The sequence below is a fragment of the Desulfallas thermosapovorans DSM 6562 genome (genome assembly GCF_008124625.1).
GTDB classification, from domain to species: domain Bacteria; phylum Bacillota; class Desulfotomaculia; order Desulfotomaculales; family Desulfallaceae; genus Sporotomaculum; species Sporotomaculum thermosapovorans.
Genome location: NZ_VNHM01000001.1, coordinates 133,099 through 150,262 on the forward strand (window position 1 = coordinate 133,099; position 17,164 = coordinate 150,262).

The following is a 17,164-nucleotide window of genomic DNA, read 5'->3' on the forward strand; positions in this document are numbered from 1 at the left end:
TTTATATTTCCATTAAGCGGTAAATTAGCCCCATATCCAGGCTATTACGCACCAGTTCAGCCAACCGGTCATAACCCGCTTGTTTTTTTTGTTCGGTACTTATTATGGCTGCTTGCCCCTCAGTATCCAGACCCTTTTTCTTTTTCAGTATATTAACCAGGTGCCGCCTGAATAAATCATTATCAAATATACCGTGTATATATGTGCCCCATACAGACCCTTCGGCATTTTGCGCCCCGTCCGGCACATCCACCTGTTGACCGGAACGTGTTTCGATTATAAAAGCGGGCCTGGCTTGGGCACCCAATTCGGTTCGGCCCATATGAATCTCGTAACCTGTTAGGTGCCCGCCGAAACCGCCCAGGTAATCACCATCACCGGCCACCGTAGCTTGTACTTGGCTGGTCACCTTTTCCCTGGCAAAGGTTGTTTGCATATCCAGCAGCCCCAGCCCGGGAATATGTTCAATGGATGATTCGGTTTTAAAAGGGTCCTTAAGCTCACGGCCCAGCATTTGAAAGCCGCCGCAAATACCGACCACCGGCACTCCCCGGCGGGCCAATCGCACCACTTCACCCGCCAACCCGGTTTGTTTGAGATAAAGAAGATCCTCAATGGTATTTTTACTACCAGGTATAATAACCAAATCCGGCTGACCCAGCGTATCATCACAGCCCACATAGCGCAAATACACGCCGGGTTCACTTTCCAGGGGATCGAAATCAGTAAAGTTGGAGATCCGGGGCAAGCGCAACACGGCAATATCCACTTTGTCACCATCATTAACGGCCAGGTAATTCTTTCTCTCCATAACCACCGAATCTTCGTCCTGTATGTATAAATCATCAAAATAGGGCACTACGCCGCATACCGGCACCCCTGTTTTTTGTTCTAGGAATTTAATAGCGGGTTGAAATAAATTCACATCACCGCGAAATTTATTTATAATGATACCCTTAACCCTCTCCCTGTCCCCGGGGGGAAGCAATTCCAAAGTACCCACTACTGCCGCCAGGGCGCCGCCCCGGTCGATATCAGCCACCAGTAATACCGGTGCCCCGGCTTGACGGGCAACCTTCATATTTACAATATCAGTGGCCTGCAAGTTAACCTCCGCCGGGCTGCCAGCCCCCTCTATAACCACAATATCAAAATCGTTTTGCAGCCTTTCCAGTGCTACGGTAACCACACTCCATAGTTTGCCTGCCAGCTCTTGATGATAGTCCCAGGCGTTATAATTGTCCAGCGGGCGTCCCAGTACCACCACCTGGGACGAAGCGTTACCCGTAGGTTTTAGCAAAATGGGGTTCATGTCCACGCTGGGCGGCACACCGGCCGCCTCGGCCTGTACCACCTGTGCACGGCCCATTTCCCCGCCGTCAGCGGTGACAAATGAATTTAAAGCCATATTTTGGGATTTAAACGGTGCCACCCGGTAACCATCCTGGTAAAAAATGCGGCACAAAGCAGCCGTTAAAACACTTTTACCGGCGTGGGAAGCCGTTCCCTGAACCATTATTGTTTTGGCTGCCACCATTATACCCCCCTTTGTGCGCCGCCTGAGGCCATTGATTTTAACTCCAGCGGCAGGCCGGCCACTATATAAAATACCCGGTCGGCAAGTTCGGCCAGTAGCTGGTTGACCCGTCCCGCAATATCGCGGTATGACCTGCCCAGTTCATATTCAGGCACCAGACCACAACCCACCTCATTGCTAACCATGATCAAATGTAAATTTTTATCCCGGGCTACATGAACAATCTCCCTGGCCTCGGTGGTAATATGGTTTTCCTTTTCCAGTCCACCTGCACCGGGGCGGGGCATATTTTCATCCAGCAATAAATTAGACATCCAAAGGGTTATACAGTCTATCAACACCACAGTTCCCGGGGGCAGCGTTGACAGCACACCGGTCAGGTTGTGTGTTTCCTCCACCGTGCGCCAGGCTTCCGGCCGGCGCAGGCGATGCTCTTTAACCCGCTGGGCCATTTCATCATCATGTATGCCGGCGGTAGCCAAGTAAACAACATTTTTGCCGGACCTTGCGGCCAATTTTTCAGCAAATCTACTTTTTCCGCTGCGCGTGCCACCAATAACCAGCACTATTTCACTTAACAAAAGAATATCTCCCCCATCTTAAACGTTTTATATAATTTGAACAACTACGCACCTAAACAATTTATTAATTTTAATAAAATAAAACTCCAGCTTTCCAAAACTGGAGTTTAAGCGCCCCATTAAAGAAAGCCATCACCATCTCACGCAGGTTATTGGCAATCACAGGCAGGTTTCCTGGCTAACGGGTCATTGCCGACATACACCTTCCCCCGAAGAGTGGTTGGACCGGATGTACCGGCTATGGCGACTACCCGCTTACAGTGGCGCAAGACCGCTCAGGCTTCAACCTGATTCCCTATTATCCCCCGGGTACTGTGGCGCACCCGCCGGGCACCTGTGAAAAAAGATCATAAATTTAACCTTTTGTTTTACATTTGTGCCAAGCTTTATCCAAATGCAACAACTTGGCCCCATTCATACAAAATTATATCATAACTTAAAAAAAAAGACCCATTGTTAGGGTCGTCTTAAATAAGTATTTTTATTGATCTTTAATTTTCGCTTCCAGTTCCATAATCTGCCTGTTTTTCTTCAATAACCAGCAAGCATACTTGTAATTATTCCGGTGCAACCGGCGGTTTTCCTTCTCCAGCCTGGCCAAAAAGAATGTCTTTTCTTTTTCCACCTTTTCAACCAAGTTCATCAATACCCTGCGGCTAAGACGAAGTTGGTCCACTTTGTCCTCCAACTCCTGTATCCTGCGCTGGAAATACTGTACATCCGGGTATTCTTCCATCGCAACACCACCTTGACCGTCTTCTAATAGTTTTATTATATGACAGGTGGTAATTAAATAGACATATCAGGCCGGTACCCCGGAGCGTAAAAATTCGCCAATACGGCGCACTGCTTCTTCCAATACAGGCTCGTCCCGCACTAAAGCAATACGCAGGTAACCCTCGCCCATCTCCCCAAAGGCAGTGCCCGGGATCAACAAAACACCAGTACTGTTCAATAGTTTTAAAGCAAATTCCCTTGAGGAACAACTACACTCCTTAGGTAGGGGCGCCCAAACAAACATAGAAGCCTTAGGTCTGGGGACCTCCCAGCCCAGTTTAGCCAGGCCGTCCACCAGCACGTCCCGGCGCCGGCGATAACACTCCGCATTTTCCCGAACACAATCCTGGGGGCCCTCCAGGGCTGCTACGCCCGCCTCCTGCACAACGTTAAACACACCATAATCAATATTGGTTTTTATTTTATTCAATGCTTCCAAAATACCCGCATTGCCCACGGCAAATCCAACCCGACACCCGGCCATGTTATATGTTTTGGACAAAGAATAAAATTCAATGCCCACCTCCCGAGCACCGGGTACTTCAAGGAAGCTAACGGGTTTATAACCGTCAAAGGCCAGCTCGCAATAGGCAATATCGTGACAAACCACAATATCATAGGTGCGCGCAAAATCCACCAGTTCAGCAAAAAATTGCCGGTTAGCCGAAGCAGCCACCGGGTTGTTGGGGTAATTTACCCACAATAACTTTGCCCGCCGGGCCACCTCTCGGGGGATGTTTTTCAAATCAGGCAAAAAGTTGTTTTCTGCCAGCAAAGGCATAGGGTAAATTTCACCTTCAGCCAGTACAATACTGGTGGCATATATAGGATAGCCGGGATCGGGAATCAATGCTATATCCCCCGGGTTTATGTAGGCCATGGCTATGTGGGCTAAACCGTCCTGGGATCCCATTAGTACCAGCACCTCGTTATCAGGGTTTAATTCCACCCCAAACCTGTTTTTATACCAATTCGCAACCGCCCTGCACAATTCCGGCCGGCCCACCAGCGGGTAACGATAATTATCCAGTTTGTTCAAAGCCCGGTGCATGGCTTCTATTATGTGTGGCGCGGGTGGCCGGTCCGGGCTGCCCACACCCAGATTAATTACTTCAATACCCCGCTTTTCCACCTGTTTTTTCAGTTCTTCCATTTCATTAAAAATCGCTGAACTTATATTTTGTATTCTACGTGCCACTTCCAATTTAAATTCTCTCCCTTAAGTTAAAATATTACGAAGTATAGTCACCGACCGTTTGCCGCTGCCAGCGCCCGCAACTGTAAAACCGTTGTATAAGGTGCTTTGCCTTCACCCAACCGCCCGTGTCCCGCCATGCCCGTACCATGAAAATCAGATCCGCCGGTAGCCACCAACCCGTAGGTGCGGCAAAGTCCCAAATAGTAATTCTCCATTTCCCGGGGATGCTTGGGGTGGTACACCTCCAGCCCCTGCAGCCCGGCTTCTATTAAGGACACTATCAGATCGTCCGCGCAAGATATGCCTGGATGAGCCAATACGGGTACCCCGCCTAATTTTCTAACCAGCATGACCATTTCCGCCGGGTGATATTTTAACCGGGGTTCATAAGCCGGCTTGCCAACACCGATATAATATTCAAAGGCCTCGGCAATACTGCTGATTTTACCGGTAGCCAGCAGGACCTGGGCAATGTGCGGCCTACCCACCGAACCGTGCCCGGCTGTTTTTAGCACCTCGTCAAAACTTATATCAATCCCCAAATGCTGTAACTTAGTCACAATCTTTTGGGCTCTGCTTAACCGGGCATTGCGAAAAACATCCATGTGTTCTTGGAAGCGGGTGTTTTCAGGCCCTATACAATAAGCAAGGATATGTACTTCCATACCATCATGCTCAGTGCTTAACTCCACTCCTTCAAGTATATCAACACCCAACAGTTCCGCTTCCCGTCTGGCTGGCCAAAAACCATCCATGGTATCATGATCGGTTATAGCCACAGCTCGCAGTTTGGCCTGCGCGGCCATACGAACCACTTCCTCCGGAGTGCTGGCGCCATCGGAAAAGGTAGTATGGATATGTAAATCAGCAAACATTAGTATCACCCTAACATATATATCTCGAACAAAGGTCGTGTGTTATTGTACCATTATTGTAGCATAGACAATGAATATTTCGGGTTTTTATAAAAATTACAAACTCTATTTATTTTATTTTAATACCTCGGCCAGTAATCTTATCCAATTCCCTCCCATTATACCGGCTATCTGTTCATGACTATAACCGTGGTCCAGTAATACCTTGACCAGTTGCGGACGGCAGGTTGCGTCATGTAAACCGGGAGTGACTTTATCCATACCGTCAAAGTCAGAACCTAGCCCAATACAACCGGTACCAAAGCGGGAAGAAATATGATCCACATGTCTGATAAATGTTGCCAAGCCGGGATTGTCCCGATCAACAAATTCGGGAACAAAAGTCAACCCAATTATACCACCGCTTTGGGCCAGATACTCTATCTGAGCATCATCCAAATTGCGGGGGTGGTCACAGACTGCCCGGCAATTGGCATGGGTTACGGCAAAGGGCTGGCTGGATGTTTTCGCCACGTCCCAAAATCCCCGGCGGGACAAGTGAGCTGCGTCAATTAGCATACCCAGATCATTCATAGCCTGCACAACTGACCGGCCGAACAAACTCAAGCCACCGGCGGCAGTCCCTTCCCCAACACCGTCACCAAGCTCATTGCGCCCGTTCCAGGTCAAGGTTAAGGAGCGGACCCCCAACCGGTAGAATGTTCTTAATACTGATAAATCCCCGGTCAGCGCGTCTCCGCCCTCAATGGATAACAGCGCGGCTATTTTACCCGCCCCGGTAATCCTGTAAATATCCTCTGAGTTTAAGGCCAGCGCAACAGCACTCTGATCCCGGAGTATCTCCTCATAGAAAATGTCTATTAACTGCAAACATCTTTTTAAAGCGGCATCTTTATATTTGGGTGCTATAAAAGCCGCAAAAAATTGCACATTAATACCGCCCTCTTGCATCCGCGGCAAATCCAATTGTCCCCTATCCGATCGAACATTAAAAGCCCGGTTTTGCTTACCCATAGCCGTCAAGGTATCACAGTGCCCGTCAACCATCCACGGTATGTTCAATATATTTAGCCCCCGTTCAATGAAATGACAGACTAAAAAACCTGTTTATCCTTTAATTAGAATAAACAGGTTCACATATGCGCGCACAAGTAATCCTACATACTAACGGGGTTCGACAATTAATTTAATTGCAGTTCGCTCTTCTCCGTCTATTATTATATCAGTGAATGCCGGAATACAGATGAGGTCCACACCGCTGGGTGCAACAAACCCCCTGGCAATGGCTACCGCTTTTACAGCCTGGTTCAAAGCACCCGCACCTATGGCCTGCATTTCCGCGCATCCCTTTTCCCTCAGCACTCCGGCAAGGGCCCCGGCTACAGAATTTGGATTAGATTTTGCTGAAACCTTTAACACTTCCATTCATCGAACCTCCTTCTTCTCTGGAAAGACTGTATGCAGTTATCCCTGTTTTTAAAATATATTCTGCAAGACCGGCTAAATTCCTTTTTTACACAATCTTTTTTTAACTTTTTTGAACTCTATTCGTAGTTTTGAATCCGCCTGATAGCTGCAGCCCGGCCAGTTTCCCGCCGCACATCTATTATGACCGCGTTAAATTGGTATAATCCCGCAGCAGGTTCAAATTTTTGCGGCAACTGGGTCAGAAACCGTTCCAGCACCGGTTCTTTTTTTACACCGATCACCGAATCATACGGACCGGTCATACCCACATCGGTAATAAACGCCGTACCACCGGGCAGAATACGCTCGTCTGCTGTTTGCACATGGGTGTGCGTTCCGCAAACTGCTGATACTCTACCGTCCATATAATGGGCCATGGCCGCTTTTTCCGACGTGGCCTCGGCATGAAAATCCATTAATATCACCGGGGTTTGCTCTCGCAATACCGGTACTACTTGATCCGCACATCTAAAGGGACAGTCCAGACCTGGCATAAATACTCGGCCCGATAAATTAATAACACCCACCGTTTCGTTATTTCTGGTTTTAAAAAAACCATACCCCACTCCCGGGGTTCCCGGTGGGTAGTTATAAGGACGAATAATTCTACTTTCCCTGTCTATAAAATTTATAATTTCCTTTTTATTCCAAACATGATTACCCATGGTAATTACATCGACGCCAGCAGCAAATATTTCCATGGCGATTTCCCTGGTAATACCATTTCCCCCGGCAGCGTTCTCACCATTGGCTAAAACCAGATCAAGGTTCTCATCCCTGATCAGTGCCGGTACATTATCTTTTATTGCACGGCGCCCGGGGCGCCCAAACACATCTCCTATCATCATCAAGCGTATCAAGATAATAACCACCTATTTATTAAATACAAGCACTTTGCCCTCTTCCCGAAAGGCGTATAAGTGTTTTTCCTCCACCGAACCCCTGACACTTTCCAGCATGTGCTCAATAATTTCTTCCTGAACCAGCAAATCTTCTTCAATTATAGCTTCATTTAAGTCAGAAACCAAATTTACGCCCATAAACTGGTAAAACACTGCCACCACAAGCGCTATTTCTTCCTGGGAAAGAGTACCCACATCCCTTTTGATCTCTATCAGCGTCAAATCGTCATATACCTGGTGCGTAATTTCCACCAGTACCGCTTCTTTTTTCTCCAGGTAATTATATGCTTGTATAGAGTTTAATAGCAGTGTTTTAAACTCGTTAAATTCGTTATCATTTAAAACCCGGGAGCAAATAAAGTTAAACCTCAGTATTTGCCTCCAGGGATCAAAGTTAATTGAAGCTACCTGGGGATAACGAACAAGTATGGAAATTAATAAACCCACACAATCTGTAACATCATCACCGGGTTTAAATTGAGCATGCAAAAAAATCCACCTTCCTTCCAAAATCACAGCTGTTAGTAAGATTTCGTTTTAATTTAGCTTTTTCCTGCCGTAAATTAAAAAAACGATCTCTTTAATACAACACCCTTCGCTGGTGAGGTAACATCGAAAGGTTTTGTATCACACTAAAGAGATCGTTAGTCTTTTCTTATCTGGCGTAGTCTACGACTCTTGTTTCTCGAATGATCATAACTTTGATTTGACCCGGGTAATCAAGTTCATTTTCAATCTTTTTGGCAATTTCCCTAACTAACTTTATGGCCCCCAGATCGTCAACCTTTTCAGGTTTAACCATAATTCTAATTTCCCGACCGGCCTGAATGGCATAGGATTTATCCACTCCCTCAAAGGCGCCGGCGATTTCCTCCAGTTTTTGTAGTCGCTTAATATAATTCTCCAGCGTTTCACGCCTGGCACCCGGTCTGGCGGCTGATACGGCATCTGCCGCTTGTACCAAACCGGCCACAATTGTTTTAGGTTCCTCATCACCGTGGTGCGCAGCAATAGCATGAATAACCTCATGGCCTTCCCGGTACTTTTTGGCTAATTCCACGCCTATGGTTACGTGTGGTCCTTCTACTTCATGGTCCACCGCCTTGCCTATATCGTGCAATAAGCCTGCCCTTTTGGCCAACTGCACGTCCACACCCAACTCTGCAGCCATCAAGCCCGCCAAGTGAGCCACTTCAATGGAATGTTTTAAAACATTCTGCCCATAACTGGTACGGAATTTCAGCCGCCCAAGCAAGTTGATCAGTTCCGGGTGCAAACCATGTATTCCAGTTTCAAATATAGCTTGCTCACCGGCCTCCCGAATTTGCTGTTCCACTTCTTTACGGGCCTTTTCCACCATTTCCTCAATACGGGCCGGGTGGATACGGCCGTCCACTATTAGCTTCTCCAGGGACATACGAGCCACTTCGCGGCGAATAGGATCGAAACCCGATAATATGACTGCCTCAGGGGTATCGTCAATAATCAGATCAATACCGGTGGCTGTCTCAAAGGCTCTGATATTTCGCCCCTCCCGGCCGATAATCCTGCCTTTCATTTCATCATTGGGGAGCGGTATCACTGCCACTGTTGTTTCCGCAACGTGATCAGCGGCACAACGCTGAATAGCTGAAGTGATAATCTCCTTGGCTCGTTTTTCTCCTTCCTCTTTGGCTTTATTCTCTATTTCCTTGATCAATATGGCCGCTTCATGTTGGATTTCCTTTTCTATATCGGAAAGTAATATCTGCCTGGCCTCATCAGATGTAAGACCTGATATTTTTTCCAATTCTTCCACCTGGCGACTGTAGATGGCTGATAGTTCAGCCTTCAACGCCTCGGCTTCCTGGTCTTTACGGTTCAAAATTTCCTCTTTTTTCTCTATACCTTCCACTTTACGATCAAGTGTTTCTTCCTTTTGAACCAGCCTGCGTTCCAACCTTTGTAGTTCGGAGCGGCGTTCCTTATGTTCCCGCTCCATTTCATTTCGTTGTTTTAATATTTCTTCTTTTGCTTCTAAAATCGCTTCCCTCTTTTTGCCTTCAGCTTCCTTTTTGGCATCCTCCAAAATTTTCATAGCCTGCGCCTCAGCAGACGCTATTTTGGATTCGGCAATCAATTTTCTGACCAGATATCCCGCGCCAAAGGCAACAAGTACCGCAACAATTACAACAATAACAAATACTTCCAGGCTAGCTTGCAATATTTCACCTCCTAGTAAAAATAGCATGATAAATTATGCTCAGTCAACAAAAAAAACACCGAGCGCTACTCGGTAAGAAAAAGAATCGGACTATTTAAACATAATTGTCCCGGCAACGAACCCCAAAAGCATATTGACCGTTACTGCAATAAATATAACAAAGCAGCAACTGATCAAAAATTCTCCTTTGTCTGCTCCATATATTATTTTATGGCAATATATATATGAACCCGAAGGCCGGGTAACTCCAATTCTACTTTCTCCCAGCATTAATTGTACTTTTTTTAGGATAAGGTGTCAAGATATATCCAATCCACCGTTGTCCGCCAGCGTATTACACACCGTGGTTACAACGCCGGGGGAGAAACCCCGGCGGCTTAAGTAACCGGCCAGTTTGCGCCGGGTCAGTCCGGTACAGCGACCCGCCCTTTTCCGGGCTAACACCAACGCCATTTCCAGTTCATCACCGTCACCGTAATCACGCAGTGTATCTTCAATAATGGCATTGTCCACGCCTTTTTGTCGCAACTCATACCGTATATACTCCCTGCCCACGGGCTTGGCATTAAGCCTCCATCTTACCCAATCCCTGGCGAAAAGCTCGTCATTTATTAATCCCACTTTTGATAAGCGGAAAATTGTTTCGTTAATGACATCGGTTCCAAATCCCCTTTGCCTTAAGTGGCATCTCATCTCGTATTCCGTTCTGGGCCTGTAGGTTAACAGGCGCAAACATGTATCTTTAGCCATTTGAACATCTTTTTCATATGACAAGCTAATCAATCCACCTTGGTTGCGCCTTCTGTAGCAGTCTGAAGTTGCCCGCTTAAAACAGGCAATCCCGCCTTTTGGCGTACCGCAGTTTCCAACTCTTCCGCCAATTCCAACCGTTCCTTCAGCAATTCCTTAACATTTTCCCTGCCCTGGCCCAACCGCTCCTCTCCATAGGAATACCAGGCTCCACTTTTATTAACGATCCCCATATCCACCGCCACATCAAGTATACAACCCTCCCGGGAAATGCCGGTACCGTACATAATGTCAAACTCGGCCTGTTTAAAAGGAGGTGCCACTTTATTTTTAACCACCTTCACCTTGGTCCGGTTACCGATAACATCGGTCCCTTGTTTCAAATTATCAATTTTACGCACGTCCAGGCGCACAGAGGCATAAAACTTTAGTGCCCGCCCACCGGGGGTTGTTTCCGGGTTGCCAAACATCACCCCTACCTTTTCCCGTAACTGGTTGATAAATATAGCCGTACAACGGGATTTGCTAATTACACCGGTTAATTTACGTAACGCCTGGGACATTAACCGTGCCTGCAATCCCACATGAGCGTCACCCATTTCCCCCTCAATTTCGGCTCTGGGAACCAGCGCAGCCACGCTGTCGATAACCACCAGGTCCATGGCACCGCTGCGCACCAATTGCTCGGCTATCTCCAGCGCCTGTTCCCCGGTGTCAGGCTGCGATACGTAAAGATTTTCAATATCAACGCCTATTTTACTTGCGTAAACGGCATCCAGGGCATGCTCAGCGTCAATAAAAGCTGCCAGTCCCCCGGCCTTTTGAGCCTGGGCAATGATATGTAATGCCACGGTAGTTTTACCTGATGACTCGGGCCCGAATATTTCCACCACCCTGCCCCGGGGCACCCCGCCCACCCCCAGGGCCATATCCAGGGATATGGAACCAGTGGGAATAACCTCCACATTTAACCTGGCCGCGCTTTCACCTAATTTCATAATGGAGCCCTTGCCAAATTGTTTTTCGATATGTTGAAGAGCATTCTCCAACGCTTTTTGTTTATCAGTCAAGCCAATTCCCCCTAAAACAGGTGTTCTATGTAATTTTATAGATTTAACCATTGCCTGTCAATATAACTTTTTCATTTACCCGGTTAACGATTAATCAGGATAAGCCCGACACATATTGCCAGAGCATATATAGTGCTGTTTTTGCCGCCTGATCACGCACGTTATTCCGGTCTCCGGAGAAAACACATCTTTGGCAAACTGTTTGACCTGTAGCGGCCAGGGCAATATAAACTAAACCCCTCGGCTTTTCCGGTGTGCCACCTCCGGGCCCGGCAATACCTGTTATACCAATGCCCAGAGAGGTACCGGTGGCATTTTTCACACCTTCGGCCATCAAGCGAGCGGTTTGCTCGCTAACCGCCCCGTGCCGCTGAATTATCTCCCGGGGCACCCCCAGCATATTAGTTTTTAAATCGTTACTGTAGGCCACCACTCCACCGGCCAAATAGCGAGAACTTCCGGGGACATCCGATAAGCATTTCATAACCAATCCTCCGGTGCATGATTCAGCCAGGGACACTGTCATACCTCGATCAACCAGCACTGATCCGATTGTTTTAATTAATAACATGTCATTACCATTACCGGGCAATATATTTTCCTTGGACAAATTATCGCCACCTCGCTTAACATGCATATTCGTGCCGTTTAAAGGTAATTCCTGCTAATACTGCAAAAAAACATAATAACCCCGCACTTACTGCACCCTGCCTGTACGGTGGTAATTTTCAGGGCGATTATTCTATTAATGCGTAAAAAAAAGCAGTATATTATAGCCCGTATCGGAGAGTATAAATAACCCTATGATCACCAAACATCGATACGGGCTATTATGCTGCACCAGCGCCCAACTTCCTTAATGTTTATTCCCTTTCATCATTATTCTAAATTGTTCACCGGATATCTTTTCCTCCACCAGCAGTACATTTACAATTTGCTTGATAGCCCCGCGCATGCGGTACAAAAACTCCTTAACTTTCTTTTCCTGCTCCCTGATTATGCCGCTGACCACCCGGTAGCGCAAATCAGGCGGTAAAATATCAGGATCCACCACACCAAGCTCGGACATTCCGGAACGTATTATCTGTGCGGCCGTGTTTACAGCCTGCTCAAAGTCATTGGCCGCACCCGTGCTGCGATTGCCCAGCACAATTTCTTCGGCCACCGACCCCGCCAGCAGCACCCGGATTTGACCTTCCAGGTAATCCCTGGTGTGCAGGTATGTGTCGTCTTCGGGCACTTGTCTCATATACCCCAGCGCCTGACCGCGAGGGGTAATGGTAAGGGTGGATACAGAACCCGGGCGGTTTTGCTCACTGATGATAGCATGCCCTACCTCGTGAACAGCTACCCGCTCCAATTCATGCCTGGAGGGACAACGTTCCAGTTTCTCGCCCATCATTACCTTATCAATGGCCTCGTGCAGGTGCCGGTGTTCAATTTCTACACAACCTTCCCGCATGGCTAAAATAGCTCCCTCATTGGCCAGGCTTTCCAAGTGTGCCCCGCTGAAACCAAATGTTTCTTGAGCTATTTTTTCCAGGTCAATATCATTAGCCAGGGGTTTATTGCGGCAATGCAGTTTTAATATCTCCAGTCGTCCCTGTTTATCAGGCAGGTCCACTTTTACCTGGCGGTCAAACCGTCCCGGGCGCAATAGCGCCGGATCCAGCATGTCCACCCGGTTGGTGGCCGCTACCACCAGTATACGTACCTTATCGTTTACTTTGAGGCCGTCCATCTCAACAAGCAGTTGGTTGAGCGTTTGGTCATATTCATGATGGCTGGTATTTTGCCCCCTTTTACCGCCCAGGATATCTATTTCATCAATAAATATCAAAGCGCTGTCCTTTTTTTGTTTTTGCCCGGTATCACGGGCCGATTGAAAAAGCTGGCGCACCCGCTGGGCGCCAACACCGGCGTACATTTCAATAAATTCAGAACCGCTGCAGGCAATAAAAACCGAGTCGGTGTATCCTGCGGCAGCTTTGGCCAGAAGTGTTTTTCCGGTACCTGGCGGTCCGGTGAGTAAAATACCTTTAATGGGTCTTATACCCAGTTTAATAATTTGCTCTTGATTTTTTATAAAATCCAGTGCTTCTTTTAATTCTTTGATGGCGGAATTCTGCCCGCCGATATCGTCAAAGCTGATTTCCGGCCGGCGCATGAGCGGCGCGGTATTAAATGTGGCATGTATGCCACGGGAACGGGCAATATAATAAAGCGCCCCGGCAACCACCCCCAAAAATAACACAGGAGTCACGTCATAACCGGAAATAGCCATAAAAACGACCATGGCCAAACCAATTCCTAAGCCTATTTCTTTAAGCACCACTTGACCCTCCTTCCTGTGCATTTTCGGGCCAAGCCCCTCTGGGTAACACTGCATACAGATAATACGCACCATCCTGCATATACCAGTATATATTATCGCTGTCTATATAAACCTTTGATTGCACACCAACCTCTCCGGCGTACCCGTTCAAGTAATCCGCCATATCTCTAAAATTGCCCCTGACCATAGCCTCGTGAATGGCAAACTGCCCGCGGTTATATAAGGCATTTAAACGGTCATTTGGCCGGTCAACCAGCTCAATGGCGTATTTGCGACCCCCCATAATGGACCGCAACTGTTCGTCTATTTGACGATATATATCAGCAAAATCACCATTATTACGTAAGGTTAACGTGATTGTATATACACCGGCATCTTCTGTTATTTGATAATTATTAACATAGTGGTTATTATCTAATTTTTTCTTTAATGGCTGTTCAAAATTTAAGCTGGTATATAACCACTGGGCACCCAAAAAGGTCGCCAGCGCAACCAGCATCGATACAGCCACCAGATGAACCTTTATGCCTTGCCAGCGCATAGCACCATTCCTTTCCGCACAAGCAACCATAGCTGCTCAATTTACGCTGTTCTGACAGTTAATAATTATAACATAACCCTTGAGCCCTTTTGTCAGGTAAATGTCACCACCGTCCATTTCCAACATTCAGGCGGGCATAAAAAAACAACCCACCGCTGGCAGTAAGGTTGCTAATCAAGCCTCATAGAAACTACTTGTCCTGTGATCGTAATAAAAAGCCGGCCTGCTGGAAATAATCCATCCCGGACCAAATGGTAAAAACCACCGCCACAGCCATTGCCACGTTGCCAAATGGTACGCCAATCAAATTAAATGGATAATCTCGCAAAAACAAAGCCACAATAGCAACAATCTGGGTCACTGTTTTTATTTTGCCCAGGTTGCTGGCGGCAATTACCACCCCTTCGGCAATGGCCAGGGAACGCAGCCCCGTTACAGCAAATTCGCGTCCCACAATCACCACGGCCACCCAACCTGACAGCCTGCCCAGTTCCACCAGGGCAATCAGCGCAGCAGAAATAAGTAACTTATCAGCTAATGGGTCCAATAATTTACCCAAGCTGGTAATTTGTTTACGTTTTCGGGCCATATAACCGTCCAGACCGTCGGTACAGGCCGCCAATACAAATACAGCGGCAGCGATATAATCTCCCCACGGCAGGCGCAGGGCTAGCACCACCAGAAAAACAGGTACCATTAAAATCCTAAGCAATGTTAAACGATTTGGCAAGTTCATTCGGTTCTTACTCCTGATAAATCATATTCTGCAGCGTCCAACACTTTTACCTGCACAAATTCCCCTTCCCGGACCACCGTCCGTGATGTAAAATAAACCCTACCGTCTATTTCCGGAGCATCGGCCTCTGTCCTGCCCCAATACATTTTTTCGTTTTCGTCCCAACCCTCCACTAACACGGTAACTTCCTGCCCCACTTTGCCAACATTATGGGCAAGGGATATGCGCTGCTGTAAAAGCATGGCCCGTTCCACCCTTTCCGCCACCACATCATCACTGATACGACCCGGCAGTGCTGCAGCCGGAGTACCCTCCTCGGGAGAATATGCAAAAACGCCGGCTCGCTCAAACTTGACCTGTTCCATGAAATCCAGCAGCTCACCGAACTCCTGCTCGGTTTCACCGGGAAAACCGACAATAAAAGTGGTGCGCAGGGCCACACCCGGAATAAACCGGCGCAATTTTTCCACCAGTTTAATAATACTCTCCTTGCTCCCCCGCCTGTTCATCATCCGCAACAAACGGTTATTGATATGCTGTAGCGGCAAGTCGATATAACGGCATATTTTAGAAGAAGTAGCCAGTAATTCAATTAGCTCCTCGGTAAAGGAATCAGGATAACAATACATCAATCTAATCCAATAACACTGATCGATTGTTGAAAGTTTCCGCAATAGTTCAGCCAGAACATACCGGCCATAAATATCCCGTCCGTAACGGGTAGTTTCCTGAGCTACAACAATTAGTTCCCTGACCCCGTCTGAGCATAACCATTGCGCTTCACTTACAACATCATCCATGGTACGGCTACGATAAGGGCCTCTGATGGAGGGAATGATGCAATAAGAGCAATGATTATCGCACCCTTCGGCAATTTTCAAGTAAGCCGTATGTTTTGGTGTAGTGAGCACCCTGGGGGCGGGTATTTGATGAATATAGCCGGGAGCACCTACAGCCAGCGGTCTTTCGCCAGCTTGTATCCCATTAAGTACCTTCACAATCTCCGCCACCTCTCCAGTGCCCATAACGCCGTCTACTTCCGGCAAATCCTGCAACAATTCATTTCCATAACGCTGGGCCAAACAACCCGCCACCAGCAAATACCGGCAACGCCCTGTTTCTTTACACCTGGCCGCCTCCAATATGGCGGATATTGATTCTTCCTTGGCCGCGGTGATAAAACCACAGGTATTAACAATAATTACTTCAGCTTGATTAATATCGCCGGTAAAAATATAGCCCGCCCGGCGCAATTGGCCCAGCATTATTTCCGAATCCACCCTGTTTTTTGCACAACCAAGACTAATAAATCCAATGGTATAAGACATTTTAAATTCACCTTTGCAAAATTATTCACTCAAGTATAACCCACCCCGGTCAGCACTGTCAAAGAATATGCCGGGGGAGGTTATCCCCCGGCTGTTTGCTGGTCATCTTTTTCCGTAAATGTCCTGGTTACCACCTGACCAGGTCCATCAAGAAAGCCATAATCTTTACCATTTACCCGCACTTTGACTACACCCGCATTACCCAATTTCAGCCAGATTTTTTCCCGCCCGGCAAATTCTTTTACATTATTGGGACCGACCAACCCCTCAAATACATTTTCATTGTCCACCACCACTTGCATCCAACTCTCTCCGCCGGTAACATGTAAAACCATGTCCACACCTTGTGTTTCCCCGGTTGCATCGTCCTCTGTACCGTCTTCATTTGAGCCCGGTGCCTGGCTATGGTCATTGGCCGGTTCGCCCTTTGTATCGGAGATTCCCGGAGGCTGTCCGCTGCCAGTTATATTATCCTCTGGCGGGTTAAACACCGGCCCGCCAACCCGGTAGATCGTTATAAAGGCCAATAACACCACTGCACCTGCGGCTAAACCCTTCCACCAGCCCGGCGGTTTATTATTCCGGGGCAGTTGGTCAGGCATTTCATGTTCCTTTTCTTCAACCGACCGGGGTGCAAACTGTTCCTCATACAAATTAACCAGCGCTTCACCGTCCAACCCCAGAAACCGGGCGTAATTGCGCAAAAATCCCTTAACATAAACTTTACCTGGTAACACATCAAAGGCATCGTTTTCCATAGCAGCAAGATATTTGGTACGAATTTTTGTTTCATTTTCCACATCCGATAGCGATGCCCCCATTAATTCCCTGGCCCGGCGTAACTCTTCACCTATGGACAATACC

18 protein-coding genes and 1 riboswitch are annotated in these 17,164 nt (G+C 47.4%); all 18 genes read right to left on the reverse strand.

Annotated features, from left to right (window positions below; genetic code table 11):
- Position 1 precedes the first annotated feature (1 nt).
- The 18 genes from LX24_RS00640 to LX24_RS00725 all read right to left on the reverse strand — a co-directional run bounded on the left by LX24_RS00640 (position 2) and on the right by LX24_RS00725 (position 17,160).
- Complete coding sequence (locus LX24_RS00640) at positions 2-1,537, reverse strand: cobyric acid synthase (RefSeq protein ID WP_207706486.1); 1,536 nt, start codon at positions 1,535-1,537, stop codon at positions 2-4.
- Positions 1,537-2,118 carry a bifunctional adenosylcobinamide kinase/adenosylcobinamide-phosphate guanylyltransferase gene (gene cobU / locus LX24_RS00645; RefSeq protein WP_166510206.1) on the reverse strand — a complete coding sequence of 194 codons (582 nt, stop codon included), beginning with the start codon at positions 2,116-2,118 and terminating at the stop codon, positions 1,537-1,539. The genes LX24_RS00640 and cobU overlap by 1 nt, the downstream gene beginning before the upstream one ends.
- Before the next feature lie 147 nt (positions 2,119-2,265).
- Positions 2,266-2,471, reverse strand: a riboswitch (cobalamin riboswitch).
- A gap of 128 nt (positions 2,472-2,599) precedes the next feature.
- Positions 2,600-2,854 carry a translation initiation factor 2 gene (locus LX24_RS00650; protein ID WP_166510207.1) on the reverse strand — a complete coding sequence of 85 codons (255 nt, stop codon included), beginning with the start codon at positions 2,852-2,854 and terminating at the stop codon, positions 2,600-2,602.
- Between the two features lie 66 nt (positions 2,855-2,920).
- Positions 2,921-4,099: an LL-diaminopimelate aminotransferase gene (locus LX24_RS00655; RefSeq protein WP_166510208.1), complete on the reverse strand. Its 1,179-nt coding sequence runs from the start codon at positions 4,097-4,099 to the stop codon at positions 2,921-2,923.
- 41 nt (positions 4,100-4,140) lie between these two features.
- Complete coding sequence (locus tag LX24_RS00660) at positions 4,141-4,968, reverse strand: PHP domain-containing protein (protein ID WP_166510209.1); 828 nt, start codon at positions 4,966-4,968, stop codon at positions 4,141-4,143.
- Positions 4,969-5,082: 114 nt separating this feature from the next.
- Positions 5,083-6,030, reverse strand: coding sequence for a dipeptidase (locus LX24_RS00665; protein ID WP_166510210.1), 948 nt, complete (start codon positions 6,028-6,030; stop codon positions 5,083-5,085).
- Between the two features lie 102 nt (positions 6,031-6,132).
- Positions 6,133-6,393, reverse strand: a complete 261-nt coding sequence (locus LX24_RS00670; protein ID WP_161822673.1) for a stage V sporulation protein S — start codon at positions 6,391-6,393, stop codon at positions 6,133-6,135.
- A gap of 119 nt (positions 6,394-6,512) precedes the next feature.
- Positions 6,513-7,292 carry a TIGR00282 family metallophosphoesterase gene (locus LX24_RS00675; protein WP_166510416.1) on the reverse strand — a complete coding sequence of 260 codons (780 nt, stop codon included), beginning with the start codon at positions 7,290-7,292 and terminating at the stop codon, positions 6,513-6,515.
- A gap of 15 nt (positions 7,293-7,307) precedes the next feature.
- The gene (locus LX24_RS00680) at positions 7,308-7,826 is read right to left on the reverse strand and encodes a hypothetical protein (protein ID WP_166510211.1); all 519 of its coding nucleotides are present in this window, start codon (positions 7,824-7,826) and stop codon (positions 7,308-7,310) included.
- A 166-nt stretch (positions 7,827-7,992) separates the two neighbouring features.
- Positions 7,993-9,567, reverse strand: coding sequence for a ribonuclease Y (rny, locus tag LX24_RS00685; protein ID WP_166510212.1), 1,575 nt, complete (start codon positions 9,565-9,567; stop codon positions 7,993-7,995).
- Between the two features lie 270 nt (positions 9,568-9,837).
- The gene (locus tag LX24_RS00690) at positions 9,838-10,314 is read right to left on the reverse strand and encodes a regulatory protein RecX (RefSeq protein WP_166510213.1); all 477 of its coding nucleotides are present in this window, start codon (positions 10,312-10,314) and stop codon (positions 9,838-9,840) included.
- Between the two features lie 5 nt (positions 10,315-10,319).
- Complete coding sequence (gene recA / locus LX24_RS00695) at positions 10,320-11,360, reverse strand: recombinase RecA (protein WP_166510214.1); 1,041 nt, start codon at positions 11,358-11,360, stop codon at positions 10,320-10,322.
- 94 nt (positions 11,361-11,454) lie between these two features.
- A complete protein-coding gene (locus LX24_RS00700) occupies positions 11,455-11,970 on the reverse strand; it encodes a CinA family protein (RefSeq protein ID WP_243131545.1) in 516 nt (171 codons plus the stop codon).
- Positions 11,971-12,216: 246 nt separating this feature from the next.
- A complete protein-coding gene (locus LX24_RS00705; protein ID WP_166510216.1) occupies positions 12,217-13,692 on the reverse strand; it encodes an AAA family ATPase in 1,476 nt (491 codons plus the stop codon).
- Positions 13,685-14,236 (reverse strand): hypothetical protein, encoded by a 552-nt coding sequence (locus LX24_RS00710; RefSeq protein ID WP_166510217.1) that lies wholly within the window; start codon positions 14,234-14,236, stop codon positions 13,685-13,687. Before LX24_RS00710 ends, LX24_RS00705 begins: the two co-directional genes overlap by 8 nt.
- A gap of 190 nt (positions 14,237-14,426) precedes the next feature.
- On the reverse strand, positions 14,427-14,972 hold the full coding sequence (pgsA, locus tag LX24_RS00715; protein WP_166510218.1) for a CDP-diacylglycerol--glycerol-3-phosphate 3-phosphatidyltransferase: 546 nt from the start codon (positions 14,970-14,972) through the stop codon (positions 14,427-14,429).
- Positions 14,969-16,300 carry a 30S ribosomal protein S12 methylthiotransferase RimO gene (rimO, locus tag LX24_RS00720; RefSeq protein ID WP_166510219.1) on the reverse strand — a complete coding sequence of 444 codons (1,332 nt, stop codon included), beginning with the start codon at positions 16,298-16,300 and terminating at the stop codon, positions 14,969-14,971. Before rimO ends, pgsA begins: the two co-directional genes overlap by 4 nt.
- Before the next feature lie 80 nt (positions 16,301-16,380).
- Positions 16,381-17,160 carry a helix-turn-helix domain-containing protein gene (locus tag LX24_RS00725; RefSeq protein ID WP_166510220.1) on the reverse strand — a complete coding sequence of 260 codons (780 nt, stop codon included), beginning with the start codon at positions 17,158-17,160 and terminating at the stop codon, positions 16,381-16,383.
- Positions 17,161-17,164: the final 4 nt, after the last annotated feature.